The sequence below is a fragment of the Pseudomonas sp. TWR2-1-1 genome (assembly GCF_049897045.1).
Taxonomy (GTDB): domain Bacteria; phylum Pseudomonadota; class Gammaproteobacteria; order Pseudomonadales; family Pseudomonadaceae; genus Aquipseudomonas; species Aquipseudomonas versuta.
In genome coordinates this window covers 220,963-243,972 of record NZ_JAFCVM010000004.1, presented here as the reverse complement: position 1 = coordinate 243,972, position 23,010 = coordinate 220,963, and the positions used below count along the sequence as shown (strand labels likewise).

Below are 23,010 nucleotides of genomic sequence, written 5' to 3'. Positions count from 1 at the left end.
TTGTTGGCGTTCACGTAAAACCGTCGGACTTTCCGGGCCCGGAATGCAGATCCTCGGTTCGAAGACCAGGCTGGATTCCGTCGGCGAGGGTTTGACGCTGTCGTTGTGAGCAACCCATCGACTGCTCAAGGTCGCGCGCACGCTGGCGGGCCTTGAACAAGCCGACGGGATCAGTCCGGTGTTACCCCTTTGTCAGATCAACCAGCGGCGTTTGCCGCACCTCAGTCTCCCGCCCGCCCTGAATCTCGCTCACCTGCTTCAAGGCCTTATCCACGGCCGCCTTATCCGCCAACAAGCTGTAGCGGATGCGGAACTGCTTGTGTTCTTTCGGACCTATTGTCGGTACTAGATTCAGTGGCCGCTGATAACGACGGTTGTAGGAAAACTGGTCCCCGGCTCCAGCCCCGTGACATAGCCCTGGCCTTGGGTATCGGTGTTTTTCCACAGGGAAAACACCGGCAGTGTCTGGGTGTTGAAACCAACCGAAACCCCCAGGCTGCCGGCCTTGTTGTGCAACACGGTCAACGTATCGCCCTTGGCATCGGCATACGGCACCACGTTGTAAACCGTTTCGTCGTAGTCCTTGGTCGGTGCGCGGTAGGTTTGCCAGTCGGCCAGTTCGTCCTTGGCCTTGTCGTTGAACGGCGACACCTGTTTGACCGGCGCGGCAAAACGGGCGCCCTGCTCCAGGAACGGGGTGCTGAAGTTACTGTGATACAGCGCCTGGTATTCCTTCGGATAGTCGCCGTTGTTAGTCAGGGTGTCGTTGAGGGCGAACACTACACTGCCGGGTTCGGTAACCAGTTCGGTCGCGACGGAGAAGTCGACCTTCTTGAACGCCTGCTCTTTCAGTTCGCCGCGCAGGGTGATGGCGTAGGGTGGTTTTTCATCGATGTGCAGGGTGACTTTGTTCGCAGGAATGTTGGCGGCCCGACCATGCAGGGTCAGCAGTTCGCCGTTGTCGATGCCGGGGTGCCCGACCCATTCGTACCCGCAGCGGGCGACCAGCTCATTGAAACCTTCCAGCCAGCCCAGACCACCGCGGCCATTAAGTTCGATGAAGGACGGATTGACCACTTCCTTGACCGGCGAGTCCCAGCCCAGGCGCACATCACCGACCGAGGCCTGCAAGACGTTCATTCCGCGAGTCGGCACCACCGAGAGTTTCATCGTACCGTTATCGATTTCGACGATGCTGACACCCTCCTGCCGACCGCCGTGCAGGGTGCGCTGGGTGACGCTGAAGGGCTTGTCGGTTTTTACGCCGAGTTGCTGGCTGGTGATCTGCCAGTTCCGGGCGGGATTGTCGGTGTCGAGCAGGACGTAATCCCAGGCCATGGCGTGGGAGGCAGCGGACAGGGCGCTGAGGGCAACAAAGAGTTTAAGCGGGGTCATGGCAGCAGCCTTTATTGGAGTTGTGCCTTTTTATAAACTTGAAGAAACGTTTCAGCAAGCTAAAAAAGCGAGGCAAATCCGGAATATACCCGCAGCATTTCTGACAACCCGGGTATCCGCTTTCTAACCGTTTAGGGTGAAGGCGGCGTTTTGCGTCACAATTTTCAGCAGAAAGTCCATGACTGCCCGTACTTGCGGCGAATGGCGCAGGTCTCGATGAACAGCCATCCAGATCTCTCGCGAGAACTGTTCACCCTCGTATGCGACGCGTTGCAGCGTGGCATCGTTATCTGCCAGGAAGCACGGCAAACCGGACACGCCGGCGCCTGCTTGCGTTGCTGCCAGATGACCATTGATATCGCTGATTTCGCAAGCAATGGGTCTGCCCCTCGCAATGCTCATCAACCACTTCTGCTGTGGCAAATCCGCTAATCCGGCTTCATAGGCAATGAACTCCCAGGCAGAGGGATTGTGCAGCTGCGGATAGTCGCTGCTCGCGTAAAGCTCGAATGGCATGCACCCCAGCTTGCGTACCACGCTGGTGACTTCCTCGGGCCGAACCAGCCTCAGGGCAATATCAGCCTCCCTGCGACTCAGAGAAACCTGCCGCGCCTGGGCCGAAATAGACAGCTTTATGCCGGGGTGTTCAAGCCGGAAGTCTGCCAGATGCTTCACCAGAAAATTGGCCACCAGCACAGGCGGTGCGCTCAGCGTGACCTTACCGTTTAGCGGTGAACGGCTGGCATCCAGAAATCGCTCGATCGCGTACGCGTCTTCTTCCATTGCCTGCGCCAGTTCAAACACCCGCAGGCCAACGGGGGTGAGCTTGCAGGCCCTGGGGAGGCGTTCGACCAGGCGGGTCTTCATCTGGTCCTCCAGCGCACTCAAGCGTCGACTCACAGTCGCGTGATCGACCTTCAGCATGCGAGCAGCCCCTGACAACGTACCGCTGCGGGCGACAGCCAGGAAATGGCGAATATTTTCCCAGCAAACATCTGTGCATTTTCTCCAGGATGGCTTGCAGTTATATGGAATATTCGCACAAAGGCTGGGGGCCTAATATCGGTACTTCTTCAACCGCTAAGGTTTATTCCCTATGAGCTTGTCCATGAGCCGCGATCAGTGCGGCACCCTCGCTGCCGCAGGGCTGGGCTTTGTCGTCGTATTGCTCGATGTCAGCGTCGTCAACGTCGCGCTGGATGCATTGCGAAGCCGCTTTGATACTGATGTGGCGGGCCTGCAATGGGTGGTCAATGCGTACACGCTCGCGTTCGCGTCGCTGCTTCTCACTACGGGAGCATTGGGCGACCGCTTCGGCGCAAAACCAGTCTTCACTGCAGGGTTGATAGTCTTCACGCTGGCATCAATCGGGTGTGGGATCGCCAGCTCGCTGCCGCTTCTCGTGACCGCACGCGTCGTACAGGGCGTTGGCGCCGCATTGCTGGTGCCCAATTCGCTGGCGATGCTGCGTCAGGCTTTTGCGGATACGGAGCAGAGAAACCGCGCTGTGGGCTGGTGGGGTGCGGCGGGAGGAATTGCGCTTGCCGCGGGGCCAGTGTTGGGCGGCCTGCTGGTAACACATGTAGGCTGGCGCAGTATTTTCCTGATTAACCTGCCGATCGGCATCGTGGGCCTGGCGCTCACTCTTCGTCATGGGGTGGCAACCTTATCGACTCATGGTCGAAGTATTGATCTGCCTGGCCAGCTGGTGGCTATTGTGGCGTTGATGGCTTTGACTGTGAGCCTCACCGAAGCGGCCCGGTCAGGATGGCATCACCCTCTGGTATATGGTGCGGCGCTGCTTTGCGTTGTTGCCACGCTGGCCTTTCTCTGGCTGGAGTCACGGAGCCTGGAGCCAATGCTCCCATTGGCCCTTTTTCGAACGGCTACGTTCTCTGCGGCATCAGCCGCCGGCGTCGTCGTGAATTTTGCCTACTACGGTTTGATCTTTGTTTTTAGTCTCTTCTTTCAAATAGAGCAGCACTTGTCGGCTCAATGGGCCGGCCTCGCTTTTTTGCCCATGACTGTTGTTCTGATGGGCGTGAATATCCTGGCAGGCCGCATGCTTAACCGTGTCGGCGCAAAGAAACTGATGATTGCCGGCATGTTAATCGCCGCGTCCGGCTACCTGCTTCTGTTGCCGGTCAGCATAAACGGCTCGTACTGGATGCTGGTCGTGCCAATGCTGATTGCTGCCAGTGGTATTGCCGTTATGGTGCCCACCATGACAAGCATCACTCTGTCATCCGTGGATGCCACCCGCTCCGGTATCGCATCGGGAATCCTGAACTCTGCGAGGCAGATCGGCGGGATGTTGGGCGTGGCGGTGTTCGGTTTTTTGGTACGCGATACTCACCCTGAAGCCTTCATGCAAGGCATGCATCTTTGCATCATGACCGCTGCGGCGCTCCTGCTGCTGGGCAGCGTGGTGTGCCTGTACGGAATCCGGGCACCTCGCCCCGGGCCTGTTGAGGCCCGGCCGAAGATTTTGACCCCGCAAAGATAAGGCTGGCGTTCTCGGGTGCGCGATTGCGGGTCAATGGCAACGCGTGTGAAACAGACTTGAAAGCTGCTCTCAATGGAATGGGAGGTATAGTCTTATTTTGTAAATGTATTTACTATTATGCTCGAATCAACGACATAAGGCGCATGCCATGGAAATCAAACAGTCCATTGAGATCAGATCCACGCCCGAGCAGGTATTCCGGCTCTATCAGGACGCCGCAACCTGGGCCGACTGGGACCCGCACGTCCTTAGTGCAAGCCTGCCTGAAGGGCTCAGAGTGGGAGCCAAGGGCTGGTTGAAGCCAAGTGGCGGCCCTAAGGCCAGCATCCAGATTGTCGAAGTGACCGAAGGCGCGTCGTTCTCAGTGCAAAGTCGTTTGCCGTTATGTCGCATGGTGTTCGGGCACCGCCTTGCGGCAAAAGAGGATGGCACTGTGGCAACCCACTGGGTGGAGTTCTCTGGCCCATTGAGTTTTCTGTTTCGATACTTGGTCGGTCGGTCCATTCAGGCATCGTTGCCCGATACGATGCAGGGTCTAAAACAATCAAGTGAAAAACAGGTAAACGCCGCGTGAGTGCTGGTAAAACGCCGGTAGAGGCGGGTTGGAGTGGTTCGGCCTACGAGGGGCCAAGCGATAGTCCAGGATTTCGACTGTGGCGCGATTTTCTGGACTGGCAGCGTCAACTCAATGCACGCCTTAAGCCTTTGGGGCTCACCCAGCCGCAGTTTGCCATTCTGGCGGCATGTGGTTGGCTAACCCGAGACAGTCAGCAGGTCACTCAGCATGAGGTCGCGAGCTTTACCGGTATGGATCGCATGCACATATCGCAAATCGTTGCCCGCCTGGAAAAAGATGGTCTTCTGGAAAAGCGGACTAATCCTCAAGACCAGCGTGCGAACCTGATAACCCTCAGCAAAAATGGCCACCATCAGTTGCGTATTGCCATGCCGATTGTTGAAGCATTCGACAGACAGTTCTTTCTAAAACGCAACGCTTGAGAAGGGAGGTGTGACGCTGGAGGAGGTGAGGGTGGTGTCGGTAAAGCCAGGCAAACAGGCTGAGCCTGCATTCGATGGCACGAGCCATGCGGCCAAGTGAGGGGCTGTTTCTGTTACTTCGACGGTGTTTCTCTGACTGTTAGTGGGGCCAAATCAGGAGGCCCCACTGTCTAGCTGCGCTTCACATTCCAGGAATATGAATTGTCTGGAACTCATTTTTGAATGAGTGAGAGTGTGCAATTTTCGGCCATGGTTTTCTCGCACACACTGTAGATAAGGCCGAAAGGACCGTCTTCTTTTACCCAGGCGTCGCCTTCGGTTTTAAGGGTGAAGTCTTTTTCGTTATTGGCCAGGAATCGCATGTCGAGCCGCTCGTGATCGCCAACGTTATAGGAGCAATACTGGAATTCTTGAGGCGCCAGTTCACTGTCCTGTATGGCAAGTGCCATTTCAAAAAATTGTACAGGTGCTGTTTTTGCCACCACACCTTGAATGACACCGGACCACTCGCCTTGCTCCCCGGTTGCGCGATAAATGCCAGGGCCAACCTGTTCAATATTTGAAACTTTCGGGCAGTTCTCGATGGCTTGGGAAGTGGCAGAAACTGCCATTAGTGAGGCAGTAATAATGTACATGAAGGGAACTTTCATCGTGTTTTCCTTGGAAGGTAGATAGCATTATTTTGGTATTGTTAGCGGATAGGGCCAGTGCCGCAGCGCGTGAACAAGTGAGTAATGAGAGGGCGAGTATTGAGACTTCAATGACCCGTACTCGTAAATAAAAGTACAGTCAGTACCGGGCCTTTGTAAGTTGCGGTATGTGTGAAACGTGGCTGTACAATTGCGGTCCTGGAAATCCGGCTTGCAGGGGAGCACTTCAGTTGACGAGGCAGGGGTTCTAAGCTCCTGCGGGCCGTTTTCAGTAACGGCTCAGCTAGCGGGTCAAGGTGCCCTCAAGCACGCAGTAGAGGTTTCTTGACTGCTCCGGGCATTGGCCCGCCTTGACCTTGTAGAGCGCGAAGGGGGCGTTTTATATTGGGCCGACAAGGATGGTTCATTGAGATTCAGGGAGAAACAGCGTGTTTCCAATCGATATCTGGCTTGCTTATTCGGCGGCGTGCCTGCTTCTGGTGATCGCCCCCGGGCCCGACAATCTGCTGGCCGTCGGCCGGGGACTCAGTCAGGGCAGAACAGCAGCAATCGTTTCAGGATTGGCATCCGGCACCGGAATTCTTTTCCACGTGGCTACTGCTTCGTTGGGCCTGACTCTGCTCATGCAAACGTCGGCCGTGGCGTTCTGGATCGTCAAGATTATTGGCGCAGGATATCTGCTCTGGCTTGGTGTCAAGGTACTGCGCTCGCGTAGCCTCATCAGTTTGCGGCCGGCAACTCGGCAACCCTTGAGCAGTATTTTCGTGACGGGTTTGCTCTCGGCTGCCCTGAACCCCAAACCGGGTTTTTTTGTGCTGGCATTCATCCCGCAATTCGTTGACCCGCTACGCGGATCAGTGACCACTCAAATGTTCGTCTACGGCGCCTGGTTCGCTTTACTGACCGCGCTCGGGTTCTCCTTGATGGGCGTATTTTCCACTGCGCTGACCCAATGGTTACGTCCTCGTCCCCGGCTTGTTAACGGCCTGAATGTGGGGGCAGGGCTTACATTCGTTGCTTCAGGTGTATCCATAGCGGCGCTGAGTCAGAAATAAGGACGTGCGATGTCATTTTCACTGGAAGAAAGAACCGCTCTGTTAGCACTCAAGGGCGTAGGGCCAACTGTTATTACCCGGCTTGAGCAGATGGGCATCGATTCACTGGCCGAACTTGGCCAGGCGAGTGTTTCTGACATCCTGGCCCAGGCATCGGCGGCACTGGGGTCGACCTGCTGGAAAAATAGCCCTCAAGCGCGAGCGGCTATTACTGCGGCTGTAGAGCTTGCAAGGACCTCAACAGAAAGCAACCCGGCGTAACAGGCAAGGGTTTTGTCAGTGGCATGTTGAACTAACAGGCCGGCCGGGGAATTGAAGGCAAGTGTTCCCCGGTTTCCACCTCTACCGTCTTAGGTTTTCTCTTTATCTGTAAAGGAATGGCGTTGCCAAAATCTGGTCCTGCCCTGTTAACCCCTGCGCGTGATCTTTTTAAAATCTGCTGAAGGCTGAGCCTCGAATCGATTTGCTTGTACCGCCCGCAGCTGGCGGCTTTACGCATGAGTGGGGGCTTTAGTCGTACAGACGATTGTTTAGCCCCTTGTGCGTGCATGGGGTTTACCCAATGTCGGCCACAGGTTTGTAGTGGATGCTCTGACAGTTTCGCCGCATTGCTCCGGTCCGGCCTTTAAAGCATCCTTTTAGTATTGATGTTATGGCGTTACGGGCAGGTACCCAAATGGACCAGAATGATAAGTTACATCGCCAACCCAAGTGCAAACTTAACCCGCCACGATTAAGTGTTTCGAACTTGGCCATCCAGCGACTGTGCGTGAATAACGAGATTCAGGTGGCCTCATAGGCACCTTGTCTCAGGAGTAATTCATAATGAATGAGTCGTTGCTAAAGGAGCTGGTAGAGCTAAGTCCTGAACTTGGAGGGTGTGCGATGTCAGCGATCGATATCGAAGTCATGATTGGCGCTTCTCTAGGGGCGTGGCTGATTATGAGCAGTAAAAGGAACGCTAGTATTTCGCAGCGTGTCACAACGTTTTTTTTGTCCGCCGGCGCCGGTTATCTGTTTGCGCCCATGGCCATGCAGATAGCACCTGTGTTTACGGCAGGAGGCGCGGCATTTGGTTGCGCCCTGATTGTGGTTCCTATCAGTATCAAAGTGCATGTATGGATCAAGCAAGCGGACCTCCCTGAGTTAATCAAGCGGCTGCGGGGGGGGCGGTAAAACATGTTGTTTATCAGTCGCGAGGCCCGTTGCTCTTTTTGCTGGCAAAACTTAACGATTCAACTACCAGGCGTCGACAGGTCTGCACCGGGGATGCCGCGATGGCAGGTAGACATCTGTATTAATCATTGTGGATGCAGTTAGACAGTAGAAGGGTTATATCTTTAATGCGTTGTTCCATTTCGCGCAGGCGTTTACGTTCCAGGAGAGTGTTCTTTATATGTAGCCGATCATCATCGTTTACAGAACGGAACAGCGTAATTAGCGAGTCCTCTGCAGGACTTAAGCGCGGTACAACCACCGTGTTCTCTTGCGGGTGATTACGTCGTACTGGTCCTTGCCCGGTGAGTAACCAGTCAATCGATACTCCCAAATGAGACGCTAAGGATATCAACGCATCGGAGCGTGGATCACGTGCGCCATTGACCCAGTTTTGTAGTGAGCTATAGGGGATTTCACAAAGCGTCGCCGCATCCTTTAGCGACAGGTTACTCAACTCGATAGCTAATCTAATTCTATTTTCAATACCCATTTGGGCCTCCTTCCTTGACATAATCTCAATTGGGCATGTAGCTTTGATACCATTAAGGACTACACGGCATTTAGCAAGCATAAGCGCTGTATAAGCACTATCGCTGAGACGGTTGATCAGTGCTTAGATAACAAGGATAGCAGGGACGCTATAAGCAGAGGTTTAATAGTCTATGAGCATTAATCTGACGAGTTGCACTGGGCGAAATAAAGTAACCTTTGCTATGTGCGAATTTGAATCGGTCGGAATTACAATAAGAATATTCTTAAAAAATACTGAGTGTAAGGCAATGATATCTGCAGGCGTTGAATGGATGGGTGCGGATGGGTAACTGTTATTTTCGGGTTTCTTGCGCTGTGTCATAAGCCAGTGATGATACCTGGCATTAAATAGCTATTTAGCGGTATTGACGAGTCTTTCCTGTAGATTGAAAGCCCGCTCTGGAAGTTCAGTTCAGGGCCCTCTTCGTCAATCGGAAGGTCGTGCGCGACACGTCGGTTATTATAAAGTTTACTGTTTGACTACAGTTTCACCCTCAATCAATAATTATTTTTCAATATGGATTTTTGAATATGAGCGCCTATAAATTGGTTTGCCCCCATTGCTCTAACAAGATGCGCATCCGGACCAGTGAAGGTCGACATATTTTTTTACGAATCGCTTATCTACAGTGTGTGTTTGAGGGGTGCGGGTGGTCGGTCAGGGCCGAGTTTGAAATGACCCACGAAATGAGCCCCAGCGGCATGGCCAATCCTTCTGTCCAGCTTCCCATCGCTGACTGCGCACTACGTCGCACAGCAATGAAAACCGAAGCCCCAACCCAAAGAGCAAGTAAAAAAAACGAACTGGATGCATCTAATAAATCTTAGCCTGTCAGCAAATGGGAAGCTGCGGCATCAGACGCAGTTTTCCGTGCTCAGTTAAATCACTACGGTTCATGGCGCTTCTTTGGGAGGGTTCTGAACGTATAAGGCTTAATCCTCTATTCACAGGCCGGGCTGGAGGTGGCACACCTGCCCGACCACTTCTTCTTAGTTTCCAATAAGTATTTTAGGTGCGCAGGCCTCACAGGCTGCAACGCGCTCGTTCCAGTCTGATCTGCAACGAAGTCCGAAAGGGCACCACACATTGTGCCCCTTGTACTGTGGTGGTTGCACGTTATGTCTTACTGGACGAAGAGCAGTAGCGCCAGGGCTATGTACACCGGATTGTATCGTCAGCAACCCTTGGCGCTGAATGAGAAATTGATCAAACGGGCATAACTTTTGTCGCAGCGCCGTTTACAGACCTTGCATGTTGTTGGCGACGGGCATGGCGCTATACGCTTTGTTTTGTAATGTGCACATAGATCAAGTTTCACAGTTGGATACCCTGGGCTTTTGATATGCCTGCTTTTGCGGGGCCCCGGAACAGTGCCCGCTGTGACTCACCAGCACTTTACTTAACTCGATTACGATAAATTTAAATAAAGGATGAATCATGTCTATCGTTAATGCCTCGCCTGCACAGGCTTCCAACTGGAAACAGCTTTCCTACTTCCGAGTATATGTCGGGAACGATGCCAGTTATCAAAATAATCGTTATCCTCTGCTCAATAACCAGCGCCAGCAACTGCTGGTTACTGTGCGCCTGGCTGCGAAGGACGCCAACGGCAATCATGTTCAGATCCCGCAGAGTGATCTGGATAACATTCGCCTGATTGACTACAACACGGCAGAACTTATCGACTTTAATAATAGTTTTACCGGGGAGTGGACCAGCTCACATCTCCATCAAGGCTATACGTGGGATCGAGGATTTCTTGATTCAATCAGAGTACTGCGTCTGGAACAACCTGCGTTGTTTGAAGCGGTTGAGCAGCGCGCTCATGTCGCCGAAGAGCTGGAAGTTAAATTGCCTGAACAGATCAAACACGAACTTGAAAATGCGGGTTTTGTATCTTTGTCGGCGGCAGAGACCATGGAGGTTTGCCCCAACGGTTATCAGTGCGTGAATTTTTATATTTCAACCGGTGCATCGTTGTTGCGCCGATTTGCTGCGCGTGTCAGTAATGCTGATGGCACTGTATTTCGAAGCAATTACGGTGAAATAGGTGAAGACCTGGGGGAGGGCGATAAACTGGGGAAATTCAACTCGTCGTTCGAAATAGATCCTCTCACTTTCCCGAACTTGCAAAACGATAATTATGGTGACCGCAAGTCCGATGGTTCCGGCTATCTTAGAGATACGCTGGTTTCAGAAATGACCCGCAACGGCATGAAATATCGTGCCTATGAACAGCACCTTAATATTCGGATGCCCACTGGGCGCAAGGTCCCGATCAAAAGCGTCATTCACCCCATCGGGCCTGATCCCGTTAAAGGCGCGGACGTGATATGGGCATGTCGAGGTAATGTCTCGGCCACCCGAACGGCCCACACTTATATGTGTTATCCCGGAGAAACACATATTCGAATGGGTCAGCCGCCTAACTTTTATGGGTGGCAGGGTTACTATTATTACGCAACGGATCTATTGACGATGGCCTTTGAAGCCTATGCGCCACGCATCGTCCACGCGCGGGAAGGTGAAGTGGTGATCGGGCATTTTCTGATGAGTCAGAACTCGTATTTTTATGATACCCGTTCAGGCGCACGTGAAACGCCGAATAAAACCAGCATGCTCATTAAAGTGATTGATATCTATGGTACGCAGCATAACTTGCGGCTTAGCTTTAATCCCGATTACAACTATTTGTACCTGAATAAGGCTTGATGGGCGCTTTGCTGTAAAGACGAAGAGTTGACGATCATTTGCCGTCATGAGCGAATGGTCGTCATTGCGCCCTGCGTCTTTATGCCGGCGGCTCGCCACTGAGGCATGTTCGTCAGGGTTAGCGCCGGATACGGATTTTTTGCCAGCTGACATCGCTGTGAAAGGTCCCCGTGTCGCCTCGCATCACATACAGGGTTGCCCTGTAAACCGAAGCCAGCGGCGAGCATTGTAAGCCGCGAATCTTGCTGTAGGCCCATGTCCAGCCATGCTTTGTGCTGTTGTTCATCCTTCCCCCTGCTTACTCATCACTATTTCCCGGACGTTGCAAAACGATCGACATGAACGGTATTGGACTCACTCGTTTGCATTAGTTCAATTACCCACCCCCGACGGCAAGATTGCCCGGTGCGCCGCCTCTGCAGAGTAGCGGGCGGTACAGGCCACCGCACGCAGCATGGCGGTAGAGGACCTGTCGGCGTAGGGACCCACTCGTCGATCCGGCTGCACGATCAGATACAGCAGAACTCCAATTTTTGAGTAATACCGTTCTAGCCAAAGATGTGGAGGTGAACATGCGTACTGACGTACCAGAAGAACCGCGATCAACAGTTCCCGGTAGCGCGAAGAAAAATCTGGAACCCGACTCCGGTTCGCCGGATCCTTCGGGTCCGGCGCTCGATCCGGCAGGTCCGGAAAAAGTGCCCAATAAACCAAAGCCGAACCCGGCAGCTGAAGAGAATCCATACAGCCCGGATTTCAAATCAGAACCTGAACCCAAACCTCATCATGACGCTGACATAGACACCCCTGGCGGGTAGCGGCATTGATGGCTGCAAGTTTACAGCGGCTGCGGGGCCCGGTTTATTTCAAGCCCCGCACGTTGTGAGCCCACGCCGCACTCAAGTAAATGACTGGCGACTGAGTTTGTTCTCCAGCCCGGAATCAGTTTGAGTCGTGCAGCCAACCACAGGCCGAAACCGTCCGTACTTGCGGAACAACCCATAAAAAACTGATGCCTGTGTCTGACGGTCCCGGCTTGCCGGCGGCTGCCGGCATTATTTCTCGTGCCCCAGAAAAAGAGTCCGCAAGGCCCGTTTTATAAGGGTGCAATGGCTGCTTTAGCTGAATGTAAACGACCCTTGGCGCCAAAGAAAATAAGCTCGAGGTGTCAAAGTTTTGTCGTTTTTGGCGCGGAACAATATTAAATAATCGGTGGCACTAGATTTATACAAATTTTTGACGCTATCATTTTAAGCGGCATTTTTTTGACCTGCGGGATCAAGTCAGAAGCCACTCATCACGGTTGCGAGAAATCAGTCATGGATCAGACAAACGACATAGCGAAGCTCTTCAGCCGCTTCGGTGCCAGTACCGACAGCTATCTCGAGTTTGAAACGGAGCTCAATTACAAAGACCCGCCCTTGACCCTGGACAAGCCTGAAGCACCGCTTGCCCCAGTTCTTGTGGCCGGGCCTATACCCGCAAGCGAACCCCTAGCGCCAGAGCAACCGTCAGCTACTGCGTTGAGCAGCTTGCTCGCCGAAGTAGCCTTGGCCCGTCAGGCCAGGGTTGCGGGGGTAGAGCAAGGGCCAGCGAGTGAAGAGGGGACGCTTGCCCCGGCGCCCGTATGCCGGGCCCGGATTGTGGCGCTGGTGTCATCCAGAGGCGGCGTTGGCAGGACCACACTCTGTGCAGCCCTGGCCAGCCGCCTGAACCAGGGTGGCGGTCGCACTCTGGCTATCGATCTGGATCCGCAAAATGCCTTGCACCATCACCTCAAGGTGGAGGCCGGTGTCACGCAAATCGGCAGTGCAGGGTTACAGGAAAAAGTCTGGAACGACGGCTGGCAGCAGGGGCTGGCCGAGGTCCGGTTGTTGCCTTACGGCGTCCCCGGCGAGGATGAACGCTGCGCACTGGAACGCAACCTGCGTGACGACCGTCATTGGCTGGCCCGGCAATTGGCACGCATGGCGCTGGATGAGCAGGATGTGGTGATTCTCGACACACCCGGCGGGCGCTCGGTTTATCTGGAGCAGGCTCTGGATGTCGCCGATCAGGTGCTTGTGGTCACTACCGCCGACGCTGCCAGCTTTATAACCCTTGATCAAATGGACCGGGCGCTCGATGCCGCCAATGCTCGCCCGGCGTATTCGCACATCAACTATGTGGTCAATCAGTTCGACGCCAACCGTGAGTTTTCACGGGACATGCTCGAAGTGCTAAAGCGCCGTTTGGGCACACAACTGCTGTCGGTCATTGCCCGGGACGAACGCTTCGGTGAGGCCCTGGCCTATGGTCATGACCCGCTGGCCGGGGTGTCTGCAGCGCGCGAAGCCATAGTGTTGCTCAGTGAGCAACTCAAGGCCCGGTTCCAGGTTCCCCGTACCACCGGGGGCCACGCAGCATGATCGAATCCAGCCCCGAGTCGTCTGTTACAGCCACCCGGCTGCAACGTTGGGCGCAGTCTTTATACGATTGGCTTGAGCAGTTACCGGCTGCATTGCGGCGCACCCTGATCATAGGAACCACAGCGTTTTGCAGTGTGCTGGCCTTGCTCATCGTCATGACCCCGTTCGAGCTGTACGCACAGTGCATCTTCGCGGCAGGCTGTTTTGCCGCGGCGCTGGTGCTGCGCAAAATACCGGGGCGCCTGAGCATATTGATCCTGATCGGCCTGTCGCTGACCGCCTCGCTGCGATACATGTACTGGCGTCTCACCTCGACCCTGGACTTCGATGACTGGGTCGACAAAACCTTCGGTTACGGCCTGATACTGGCCGAAATCTATGCCTTGGTGGTTCTGGTTTTCGGGTATCTGCAGACCGCCTGGCCGCTGCGCCGGCAACCGGTTTTGCTCACCGGCCAGCCGAGTGAGTGGCCAGTAGTTGACGTGTTTATCCCGTCATACAACGAAGCCCTGGATATTGTAAAACTCACCATTTTTGCCGCCCAGGCCATGGACTGGCCCAAGGACAAGTTGCGCGTCCACGTACTGGACGATGGCCGTCGCGAGGACTTTCGTGAGTTCTGTGATCAGATCAACGTCAACTACATCACCCGTGACAACAACTTCCACGCCAAGGCCGGCAACCTCAACGAAGCACTGAAAATCACCAGCGGCGAGTTCGTGGCGTTTTTCGACGCTGACCACGTGCCGACGCGCTCCTTTCTGCAAGTGAGCATTGGCTGGTTTTTGAAAGATCCGAAGCTGGCGATGTTGCAAACGCCACATTTCTTTTTCTCCCCGGACCCCTTCGAGAAAAACCTCGATACCTTCCGTTCGGTGCCCAACGAAGGTGAACTGTTCTACGGCCTGGTCCAGGATGGCAACGACCTGTGGAACGCCACGTTTTTCTGTGGTTCCTGCGCCGTCATCCGGCGGGCGCCATTGATGGAAGTCGGCGGGGTCGCGGTCGAAACCGTGACCGAAGACGCCCACACCGCCCTCAAGCTCAACCGTGCCGGTTACAACACGGCTTACCTGGCGATCCCCCAGGCCGCCGGGCTGGCCACTGAAAGCCTGTCGAGCCATATCAGCCAGCGCATTCGCTGGGCGCGGGGCATGGCGCAGATTTTCCGTACCGACAACCCGTTGCTCGGCAAAGGCCTGAACCTGGGCCAGCGCCTGTGCTACCTCAACGCCATGCTGCACTTCTTCTACGGCTTGCCGCGCCTGGTGTTCCTGACTGCACCCCTGGCTTTCCTGTTTTTCGATGCGCAAATCTTCCATGCCTCGGGGGTGATGATTGCCGCCTATGCCGTGCCCCATCTGTTCCATGCCAGCCTGACCAACTCCACCATCCAGGGACGGTTCCGGCACTCGTTCTGGAACGAGGTCTACGAGACGGTACTGGCCTGGTACATCATGCCCCCGGTGCTGATGGCACTGGTCAAGCCCGGGTTCGGCGGGTTCAACGTGACCGACAAGGGCGGGACCATCGAAGACAAATTCTTCGACTGGAAGCTCGCCAAGCCTTACATCGTGCTGCTGGTGCTGAATCTGTGCGGCCTGATCTATGGACTGCTGCGCCTGGCCTTCGGTGATGAGGGGTTCATTGTCACGCTGCTGATCAACCTGGCCTGGACCCTCTATAACCTGATCATCATCAGTGCCGCCGTGGCGGTGGCCAGCGAAACCCGTCAGGTGCGAGTCGGGCCGCGGGTGGCCGCGCAACTGCCGGCACTGCTGACCCGTGCCGACGGCAGTGTGATCGAGGGCGTCACCCAGGACTTCTCACAAAAGGGCATGGGCCTGCGTCTGCCACCGGGTGTCAGCGTGCCCCATGGCGAGCGGGTACAGATCTCACTGTTTGGCAACCAGCACGTCAGCGTGTTTCCGGCCGTCATCATGTTCAGTCGTGGCGATGTGCTTGGCGCCCGGTTTGAGCCGCTGACCCTGCGCCAGCAAAGCGAGCTGGTGCGTCTGACTTTTTCCCGTGCCGACACCTGGGCGGCCACCTGGGGCAGCGGGCAGGTCGACACTCCGCTGGCAGCCTTTCGCGAGGTCAGCAGCATTGGCCTGCGCGGTATCTACGAACTTTTCAAAGCCACGACAATGGAAGTGCGCAGCGTGCTGCGCCGTCGCCGGGGCGCCCCACCCACGCTAGAAAATGCATTGGACAAGTCATGAATTCAACGTCATCAGCTTTCGGTAGTCAGCGCGAGCCGCGGCATGTATTGGCACGTTTGACCTGTGCCTTGCTGGCCCTTGGCATCGGCGCGGCGTCGGGTGAAACAGCACCGGCCAGCCCTGCGCCCGGCGCCGACAGCTACACCGTGACCCTCAAGCAATTGGGCCGCAACTACCCGATGAGCCTGCGCGGCGTGGAGTCCACTGACAGCGTCAATTTTGATGTGCGCGCCGATTCGATCGTTACCGGTGCCCGGCTGAATGTGCAGTACACCTATTCGCCGGCGTTGCTGGCAGAGCTGTCGCAAATCAACGTACTGGTCAACGATGAAGTGGCGGCGAGCCTGGCATTGCCCAAGGACAAGGCCGGGCAACTGCAACAGCAGGTGGTCGAGATACCGGCGCATCTGATCACCGAATTCAACCGGTTGGGCCTGCAATTTATCGGGCACTACACCTTGAGTTGCGAAGACCCGATGCACTCCAGCCTCTGGGCCAAAATCAGTAATACCACGCAGCTGGGGATCGACGTGTCGCCAGTGGTCTTGCCCAATGACCTGTCGATCATGCCGCTGCCGTTCTTTGATCGTCGTGATGCCCGTGTATTGAACCTGCCGTTTGTATTCGCCGCGGCGCCCGACAATGCCACCCTGGAAGCTGCAGGTGCGCTGTCATCGTGGTTCGGCGCCCAGGCCAGCTATCGCGGTGCGCGGTTCTCGTCGCATTTGAACCAGATCCCGGCCACCGGCAACGCGGTTGTACTGCTGAGCGGCCCTGATGCGTTGCAGGCAGGCGGTCTGAGCCTGCCAGCCGCCAAGGGCCCGACCCTGACCGTGATGACTAATCCCAATGATGCCAACGGCAAGTTGCTGGTCATCAGCGGGCGCGACAGTGCCGAGCTCAAGCGTGCTGCCAACGCTCTGGTGTTGGGTAGCCAGGCATTGTCGGGCAACAGTGTGGTGATCGATCGTCTTGATCTGGTGAAACCGCGCAAACCCTATGACGCGCCGAACTGGTTGCCCAGTGATCGTCCGGTCAAACTGGGGGAGTTGTTGCCGGCCAAGGATTTCAACGTCTCGGGTTTCAACCCGGGCGAAATCATTGTGCCGTTGAATCTGCCGCCGGACCTGTTCAGCTGGCGCGATAACGGTGCTCCGCTGAACCTCAGGTACCGCTACACACCGCAAGAGAAGTCCAACAACTCATCGCTGATAATTTCCTTCAACGATGCCCTGATCCAGTCGCAAAACCTGCCTTCGCGGGACAAGCTCGACAGCGGTCTGCTCAGCGCCCTGCAAACAGGCGACAACCTGAACCGCGAAACCGATGTGCTGCTGCCGCTCAATTCGGCGCCACCACAGTCGCGTCTGCGACTGCGCTACATGTTTGATTACCTCAAGCAGGGCGAGTGCAACGACATTATTATCGACAACATGCGCGGCGCCATCGACCCCGAGTCGACCCTCGACTTGAGCGGCTACGACCACTTCATCGCCATGCCGAACCTGGGCGTGTTCAAAGACACCGGTTTCCCGTTCACCCGCCTTGCCGATCTGTCGCAAACCGCTGTGGTACTGCCGGATAACGCGGGTGCAGCGGAACTGGATGCCTACCTGACCGTGCTCGGCCGCTTCGGTGAGTCCACGGGCTACCCGGCCACCGGCGTCGAAGTGATTCAGGCGGCGCAAGTCGCAAGCGTGGCGGACAAGGACTTGCTGGTGCTGGCATCCGGCGCCAACCAGCCGTTGCTCAAGCAATGGGCCGACCGTTTGCCCGCTGCGGGTGCCGATGGCCAGCAAAGCTTTCAGCTCTCTGATCTGGCGCTGCGCGTGCGTGACTGGTTCAGCCCCGACCCTGAAGCCAATCAGCGCAAGACCAGGCTGGACATGGCGTTCTCGGGTGGGGCGAACAGCACTTATCTGACCGGTTTCCAGTCACCGCTCAAAGACGGCCGCAGCGTGGTGTTGATTGCCAGTGGCCAGCCCCAGGGGCTGGCTGATGCGACCAATGCCCTGATCGGTGGCGATGATTACAGCCAGTCGGTCCAGGGCAGCCTGGTGGTGGTGCGCGGTAAAAACGTCGAAGCACTGGTGTCGGACCAGGATTACTACGTCGGCAGCCTTGGCCCGGTCAAATACCTGCAGTGGCTGATGTCGCGTCATGTGCTGTGGGTGCTGTTGCTCACCGGTCTGGGTGTGGTGTTGCTTGGCGGTCTGGCCTACCTGGCGTTGCGCGCACGTGCCAACCAGCGCCTGGGTCGCTGAACCGTGACCAGTCTTTTTGCAATCAGGCGTTGTGGTCCACCTGCGGCCCGCTGTCGCAGAGCGCTAGTGTGGCTGGCAAGTGGTGTGGCGCTGCTGGGCCTGGCACCGGCCATGGCACAGGATATTGAGTGTAAAGGCGCCGACTGGCCGCTTTGGGGCACTTATGCCTCGCGTTTTGTGCAGCCCGACGGCCGCGTCCTGGAGTCCAGCGTCGAGCCCGATCACAGCACCTCCGAAGGTCAGTCCTACGCCATGCTGTTCGCCGTCATCGGTAACGATCCCGAGCGTTTCGACAAGCTGTGGCAATGGACGTCTTCCAACCTGATGGCGGGTAACCCGGGTGAGCGCTTGCCGGGGTGGTTATGGGGGCGGGGCAAGGACGGTAAATGGCAACTGCAGGATGCCAACTCGGCATCCGACTCGGATCTGTGGATTGCTTACTCGCTACTGGAAGCTGCACGCCTGTGGCAGCGCCCTGACTATCGCGAAGCTGCAGGGCTGATGCTCAAGAACATTGAAAGCAAGCTGGTGGTGAACCTTCCGGGCCTCGGCAAAATGCTCGTGCCCGGGCCCGAGGGTTATGTGCTGCCCGATCACCTGTGGCGTCTGAACCCCAGCTATCTGCCGCTGCCATTGCTGCGTCGGCTGGCCATGGAAGAGCCCGCCGGGCCATGGACAGAAATCGCGCTGAACAGCGTTGAAATGATCAAGGCCTACAGCCCTCAGGGCTACGTTGCCGACTGGGTCGGTTACCGCGCGACGGCCCCCGGGGCCGGTCTGTTTGTCGAGGACCCGGTCAAGGGCGGGCTGGGCAGTTATGACGCCATCCGGGTTTATCTGTGGGCCGGCATGACGCCCGCCACCGATCCGCTGGCCGCGCCGCTACTGGCGCGCCTGGATGGCATGTCGAGGAGTACCGCTTCCATTGGCGTTGCACCGGAAAAGGTTCAGGTCAACAGCGGGGCGTACGAAGGGCAAGGCCCGTTCGGTTTCTCTGCGGCGCTGATTCCGTACTTCCAGGCCAAGGCCCAGCCCTGGCTGGCGGAGCTGCAGCAACGTCGCGTCGAGCAGGCATTGAATACGCTGCTGGACAAAGACGCCGCTGCGCCGGGCGAACCTCAGTACTACAACCTGATGCTTAGTCTGTTCGGACTCGGCTGGGCAGAAAAACGCTATCAGTTTCGTGATGACGGAACACTCAAACTGTCTTGGGAGACGTCATGTACCCGCGCCGCCACTCGCTAGTCATCGGTATGTTTACCGCCATAATCGGCACCGCGTCCCACGCAGCCACTAACGACGTGCAAGCGTTGCTGGTCGAGCAAGGGCAGTATTGGCAGAACCGTGCGGATGCGCAGCGTGCAGCCGAGGCCTGGGAAAAAGTCCTGCGCATGGACCCCAATCAGGTCGATGCCCTGTATGGCATGGGGCTGTCCAGTCTCAAACAGAACAAGCCCGAGCAAGCCAGGCAGTACCTGGCGCGCTTGCAGGCGTTGTCCCCGCGACCATGGCGGGCGGCGCAACTGGAGCAGGACATCGCCCTCGCGCAGGCGTCGAACATCGCACTGCTGGAAGAGGCCCGGCGTCTGGTCGACAGCGGCCAGCGTGATGAAGCCACCGAGGTGTTTCGCAAACTGTTCGCCGGGCGTACACCTTCAGGCCAGGTGGGGCGCGAGTATTACAACAATCTGGCGTTCAACCCTGCTGCCTGGCCCGAGGCCCGCAAAGGCTTGGAGCGTTTGCAGCGCGAGAACCCCAATGACCCGGTTCTGGCGTTGTTCCTGGCCAAGCAACTGGTGCGTCGCGAAGACACCCGCGCGCTAGGTATCCGTGACCTGGCCAAACTGTCGACCCGCGCCGACATTGGCGGAGACGCCGACGAGAGCTGGCGTTTGGCACTGGTCTGGACGGGGCCGCCCAATGCGGCACAGGTGCCGTTGTTCGAGGAGTTCCTCAAAGCTCATCCCGATGACCAGGAAATCCGCACGCTACTGGATAAAGGCAGATCGCAATCGGCGACTACCGGGCGCCCGGTGGCCTGGCAGGCAGATCCACTGGTCGCCCGTGGCCTGCAGGCTCTGGAAAAAAATGATCCGGCCGGTGCCGAGCAAGCCTTCGCCGCCCGCTTGAAAAACAAGGCTGACGACCCGGACGCCCTCGGTGGTCTGGGGGTGGTGCGCCAGCAACAAAATCGCTTGTCTGAAGCTGAGCAATTACTCAACCGGGCCATCGCCAACGGAGGCGCACGCTGGAAGCCGGCACTGGCTAACGTGCGTTATTGGGCGTTATTGCAACAGGCCCGCGATCAGGCTACGGCGCAACCGGCCAAGGCCCGGGAAAGCATTGCCCAGGCCATGCGCCTGAACCCCAAGGGTATCGAAGCGCACCTGACCCTGGCGGATATTCAGGCTCAGGCCGGTGAACTCGAGGCGGCCCAGGGCAGCTATCGACAGGTACTGGCTGTGCAGCCCGGCAACGCGCTGGCCGTGCAAGGTCTGGCCACTGTTCTGGCGCAATCGGGTCGCAACGATGAAGCCCTGCGTCTGCTCGACAGCCTCACGCCAGCCCAGCAGGCCGGGATGGGTGGCGCCCGGCTGCGTGCGCTGCGCTCTGCCCAGGCCGCCAAAATGGCCGAGCAACGTGGCGACGTGCGCGCTGCGCAACAAGCCTTGATGCAGGCGGTCAAGGATGACCCGGACAATGTCTGGACCCGCTTTGACCTTGCCCGCTTGTACCTCAAGACAGGTGAGCCGGACCAGGCCCGTGACTTGATCGACCGTTACCTCAAGGACCATCCGCAGGACGTTGACGCGCTCTATACCAGTGCCTTGCTCTCGGTTGAAATGGAGCAGTGGGACGCTGCGCAGGCGGCCATAAGCCGCATTCCTGTTGGGCGCCGTACTGCAGCCATCAATGAGTTGGCCGACCAGATCACCCTCAATGCGCAGCTGCGGCTCGCAACGGCCATCGCCAGGCGCGGTCAGCGTCAGGAAGCCCTGGCGCTGCTTGATCGCCTGCAACCGACGGCCAGTCGCAGCCCTGATGGCATGGCAGCCCTGGCTTCGGCTTATGTCGACAGCGAGGATCCGCAGCGTGCGCAGGCAATGATGGAGGAGGCGCTCAACCGCACGCCGAACCCGTCCGCCGACCTGATGCTGCAATATGCAAACCTGCTGTTAAAGACCGGCAACGACACTCAGGTCGATTCGATTCTGCGTGACCTGAAAAACCGCCAGATGAGCGTCGCAACGCGTAAACGTTTTGACGATGTGCTGTACCGCTATCGCATCCGCCAGGCCGATCAGTTACGCGAAGGTGGCAACCTGGCAGCCGCTTACGACACTCTGGCCCCGGCTCTGGCATCGCGCCCGGGGGATGTTGAAGCGGTCTCGGCGCTCGCACGCATGTATGTCAGCAATGGCGACAACGCCAAGGCATTTGAACTGTACAAGCCATTGCTCAAGAGCCGGCCCAACGATCCTCTGATCCTGCTCAATGCGGCAGACGCGGCAGTTCTGGCCGGTGATAAAAGCTACGCCGACAAGGCGCTGCAGCAGTTCATGGCGCTGAAGAACTACGATCCGCAGTCGCTGACCGAAGCGGCGCGGATTTACCGCAGCATGGGCCAGTCCGCCCAGGCTACGCAGCTGTTGCGCAAAGCCGTGGATATCGAGCAAACCGAGAGCCAGCGCACCCTGATCGCCCGGGGCGGCAGTACCAGCGTTGCAGCCAACCCTTTTGCCGACCGGGGCCAGCGTAATCAGCTCGGACGGACCTCGATTGACGAGATCCCGCTGCCGGCCAAAACGCTGCTGCAGCCGGGGCCGGCCCTGGCCGCGGCCAACCCTTTTGCAGCGCCAGGCACGCTCAACGCAGGCGTGGAGCAAACCAGTTCCGCCCGGCGTGCGCTGGATGATCTGCTTCAGGAGCGCAGCGGCTACGTGACCCAGGGCGTGACCATTCGCAGTAACGACAGCGAATCGGGCCTGAGCAAAATGACTGACATCGAGACCCCGCTGGAAGTGAATATTCCAGTGGGCGAGAACCGTCTCGCCGTGCGGGTGACACCGGTGTCGATCAACGCCGGGAGTGTCGGCAGCGATGCCGCCGAGCGCTTTGGCGGGGGTGGTCCATCGGCCGAAGGCATTGGCTCGCAACGGGACAAGGGTGTTGGTCTGGGCGTGGCCTACGCCCGCCCGGACGAAGGGCTCAAGGCCGATCTGGGCACCACGCCCATTGGCTTCCTGTACAGCACGGTTGCCGGGGGTGTGAGTGTGGATCGACCACTGCCCGGCAACCCCAACATGCGCTACGGGGTCAACCTGTCGCGACGAGCCGTCACGGACAGCGTGACATCGTTTGCCGGTACCACCGACAAGCGCACCGACCAGTCATGGGGCGGTGTGACCGCCAACGGCGGGCGTGGACAATTGAGTTACGACGACCAGGTCGTCGGTGCTTATGGCTACGGCTCGTGGCACAAGCTGCTGGGGCATAACGTGGAGTCCAACAGCCGTGCCGAACTGGGCGGCGGTGTGTACTGGTACTTGCAAAATGCCCTGGACAGCAAGCTGACCCTGGGGGTGAGTGCTACCGGCCTGAGCTTCGATAACAACCAGGACTTCTTCACCTACGGTCATGGCGGCTACTTCAGCCCGCAAAGTTACTTCGCCCTTGGCATACCGGTCTCCTGGTCGCAGCGCACCGAGCGCCTGACCTATCAGATCAAGGGCTCGGTCGGGGTTCAGCACTTCCAGCAGGATGCGGCGGACTACTTCCCCAATGACAAAGACTTGCAGGCCACCAGCGGCAAGCGCTACTCGGGCCAGAGCAAGACCGGGGTGGGTTACAGCCTGGCTGCAGCCGGTGAGTACAAATTCGGTTCGGCGTTTTTCCTGGGGGCCAATCTTGGCGTCGATAACGCCCAGGACTACCGGCAAATCACGGGGGCCATGTACCTGCGCTACATGTTCGAAGACATGAACGGCGCGATGGAACTGCCGGTCAGTCCTTATCGCTCCCCGTATTCCAACTGACTTTCTGGAGACT

The 23,010-nt window shown here is 57.3% G+C and carries 17 protein-coding genes and 1 pseudogene; 14 read left to right on the top strand and 4 right to left on the bottom strand.

Features of this window, described 5'->3' with window-relative positions; genetic code table 11:
• Positions 1–181: 181 nt before the first annotated feature.
• Both ACP7BO_RS12260 and ACP7BO_RS12255 read right to left on the bottom strand, forming a co-directional pair.
• Positions 182–1,395, bottom strand: a pseudogene (locus tag ACP7BO_RS12260) (aldose 1-epimerase family protein).
• A 123-nt stretch (positions 1,396–1,518) separates the two neighbouring features.
• Entirely contained in the window at positions 1,519–2,373 is an 855-nt protein-coding gene (locus tag ACP7BO_RS12255; RefSeq protein ID WP_426210937.1) for a LysR family transcriptional regulator, read from the bottom strand.
• A 130-nt stretch (positions 2,374–2,503) separates the two neighbouring features.
• Here ACP7BO_RS12255 and ACP7BO_RS12250 point away from each other — a divergent pair, with 130 nt between their 5' ends.
• The 3 genes from ACP7BO_RS12250 (at position 2,504) to ACP7BO_RS12240 (ending at position 4,900) form a co-directional block, all read left to right on the top strand.
• Positions 2,504–3,901, top strand: a complete 1,398-nt coding sequence (locus tag ACP7BO_RS12250) for an MFS transporter (protein WP_426210650.1) — start codon at positions 2,504–2,506, stop codon at positions 3,899–3,901.
• 148 nt (positions 3,902–4,049) lie between these two features.
• Complete coding sequence (locus ACP7BO_RS12245; protein ID WP_426210648.1) at positions 4,050–4,475, top strand: SRPBCC family protein; 426 nt, start codon at positions 4,050–4,052, stop codon at positions 4,473–4,475.
• Positions 4,472–4,900: a MarR family winged helix-turn-helix transcriptional regulator gene (locus tag ACP7BO_RS12240; RefSeq protein ID WP_426210646.1), complete on the top strand. Its 429-nt coding sequence runs from the start codon at positions 4,472–4,474 to the stop codon at positions 4,898–4,900. Before ACP7BO_RS12245 ends, ACP7BO_RS12240 begins: the two co-directional genes overlap by 4 nt.
• Positions 4,901–5,112: 212 nt before the next feature.
• Here ACP7BO_RS12240 and ACP7BO_RS12235 read toward each other — a convergent pair whose 3' ends face one another.
• A complete protein-coding gene (locus ACP7BO_RS12235) occupies positions 5,113–5,550 on the bottom strand; it encodes a DUF3757 domain-containing protein (RefSeq protein WP_426210644.1) in 438 nt (145 codons plus the stop codon).
• Positions 5,551–5,978: 428 nt separating this feature from the next.
• Between ACP7BO_RS12235 and ACP7BO_RS12230 the strand changes: the two genes are divergently transcribed.
• The 3 genes from ACP7BO_RS12230 (at position 5,979) to ACP7BO_RS12220 (ending at position 7,781) form a co-directional block, all read left to right on the top strand.
• The gene (locus ACP7BO_RS12230) at positions 5,979–6,605 is read left to right on the top strand and encodes a LysE family translocator (RefSeq protein WP_426210642.1); all 627 of its coding nucleotides are present in this window, start codon (positions 5,979–5,981) and stop codon (positions 6,603–6,605) included.
• A gap of 9 nt (positions 6,606–6,614) precedes the next feature.
• Positions 6,615–6,866 (top strand): helix-hairpin-helix domain-containing protein, encoded by a 252-nt coding sequence (locus ACP7BO_RS12225; protein WP_397456305.1) that lies wholly within the window; start codon positions 6,615–6,617, stop codon positions 6,864–6,866.
• Between the two features lie 564 nt (positions 6,867–7,430).
• Positions 7,431–7,781 (top strand): putative holin, encoded by a 351-nt coding sequence (locus tag ACP7BO_RS12220; protein ID WP_397456306.1) that lies wholly within the window; start codon positions 7,431–7,433, stop codon positions 7,779–7,781.
• 121 nt (positions 7,782–7,902) lie between these two features.
• Here the strand turns inward: ACP7BO_RS12220 and ACP7BO_RS12215 are convergent, their stop codons facing one another.
• Positions 7,903–8,313, bottom strand: coding sequence for a helix-turn-helix domain-containing protein (locus ACP7BO_RS12215; protein ID WP_426210640.1), 411 nt, complete (start codon positions 8,311–8,313; stop codon positions 7,903–7,905).
• A 572-nt stretch (positions 8,314–8,885) separates the two neighbouring features.
• Here ACP7BO_RS12215 and ACP7BO_RS12210 point away from each other — a divergent pair.
• The 8 genes from ACP7BO_RS12210 to ACP7BO_RS12175 all read left to right on the top strand — a co-directional run bounded on the left by ACP7BO_RS12210 (position 8,886) and on the right by ACP7BO_RS12175 (position 22,997).
• Positions 8,886–9,182, top strand: coding sequence for an ogr/Delta-like zinc finger family protein (locus ACP7BO_RS12210; protein WP_073510607.1), 297 nt, complete (start codon positions 8,886–8,888; stop codon positions 9,180–9,182).
• Positions 9,183–9,792: 610 nt separating this feature from the next.
• Complete coding sequence (locus ACP7BO_RS12205; protein WP_426210637.1) at positions 9,793–11,067, top strand: hypothetical protein; 1,275 nt, start codon at positions 9,793–9,795, stop codon at positions 11,065–11,067.
• Between the two features lie 572 nt (positions 11,068–11,639).
• Positions 11,640–11,885, top strand: a complete 246-nt coding sequence (locus ACP7BO_RS12200) for a hypothetical protein (protein ID WP_073514974.1) — start codon at positions 11,640–11,642, stop codon at positions 11,883–11,885.
• A gap of 501 nt (positions 11,886–12,386) precedes the next feature.
• Entirely contained in the window at positions 12,387–13,475 is a 1,089-nt protein-coding gene (bcsQ, locus tag ACP7BO_RS12195; RefSeq protein ID WP_426210635.1) for a cellulose biosynthesis protein BcsQ, read from the top strand.
• A complete protein-coding gene (gene bcsA / locus ACP7BO_RS12190) occupies positions 13,472–15,697 on the top strand; it encodes a UDP-forming cellulose synthase catalytic subunit (RefSeq protein ID WP_397456308.1) in 2,226 nt (741 codons plus the stop codon). Before bcsQ ends, bcsA begins: the two co-directional genes overlap by 4 nt.
• Complete coding sequence (bcsB, locus tag ACP7BO_RS12185) at positions 15,694–17,961, top strand: cellulose biosynthesis cyclic di-GMP-binding regulatory protein BcsB (protein WP_426210632.1); 2,268 nt, start codon at positions 15,694–15,696, stop codon at positions 17,959–17,961. The genes bcsA and bcsB overlap by 4 nt, the downstream gene beginning before the upstream one ends.
• A gap of 66 nt (positions 17,962–18,027) precedes the next feature.
• Positions 18,028–19,206: a cellulose synthase complex periplasmic endoglucanase BcsZ gene (gene bcsZ / locus ACP7BO_RS12180; protein WP_426210630.1), complete on the top strand. Its 1,179-nt coding sequence runs from the start codon at positions 18,028–18,030 to the stop codon at positions 19,204–19,206.
• Positions 19,182–22,997 (top strand): cellulose synthase subunit BcsC-related outer membrane protein, encoded by a 3,816-nt coding sequence (locus ACP7BO_RS12175; protein WP_426210628.1) that lies wholly within the window; start codon positions 19,182–19,184, stop codon positions 22,995–22,997. The genes bcsZ and ACP7BO_RS12175 overlap by 25 nt, the downstream gene beginning before the upstream one ends.
• Positions 22,998–23,010 lie beyond the last annotated feature (13 nt).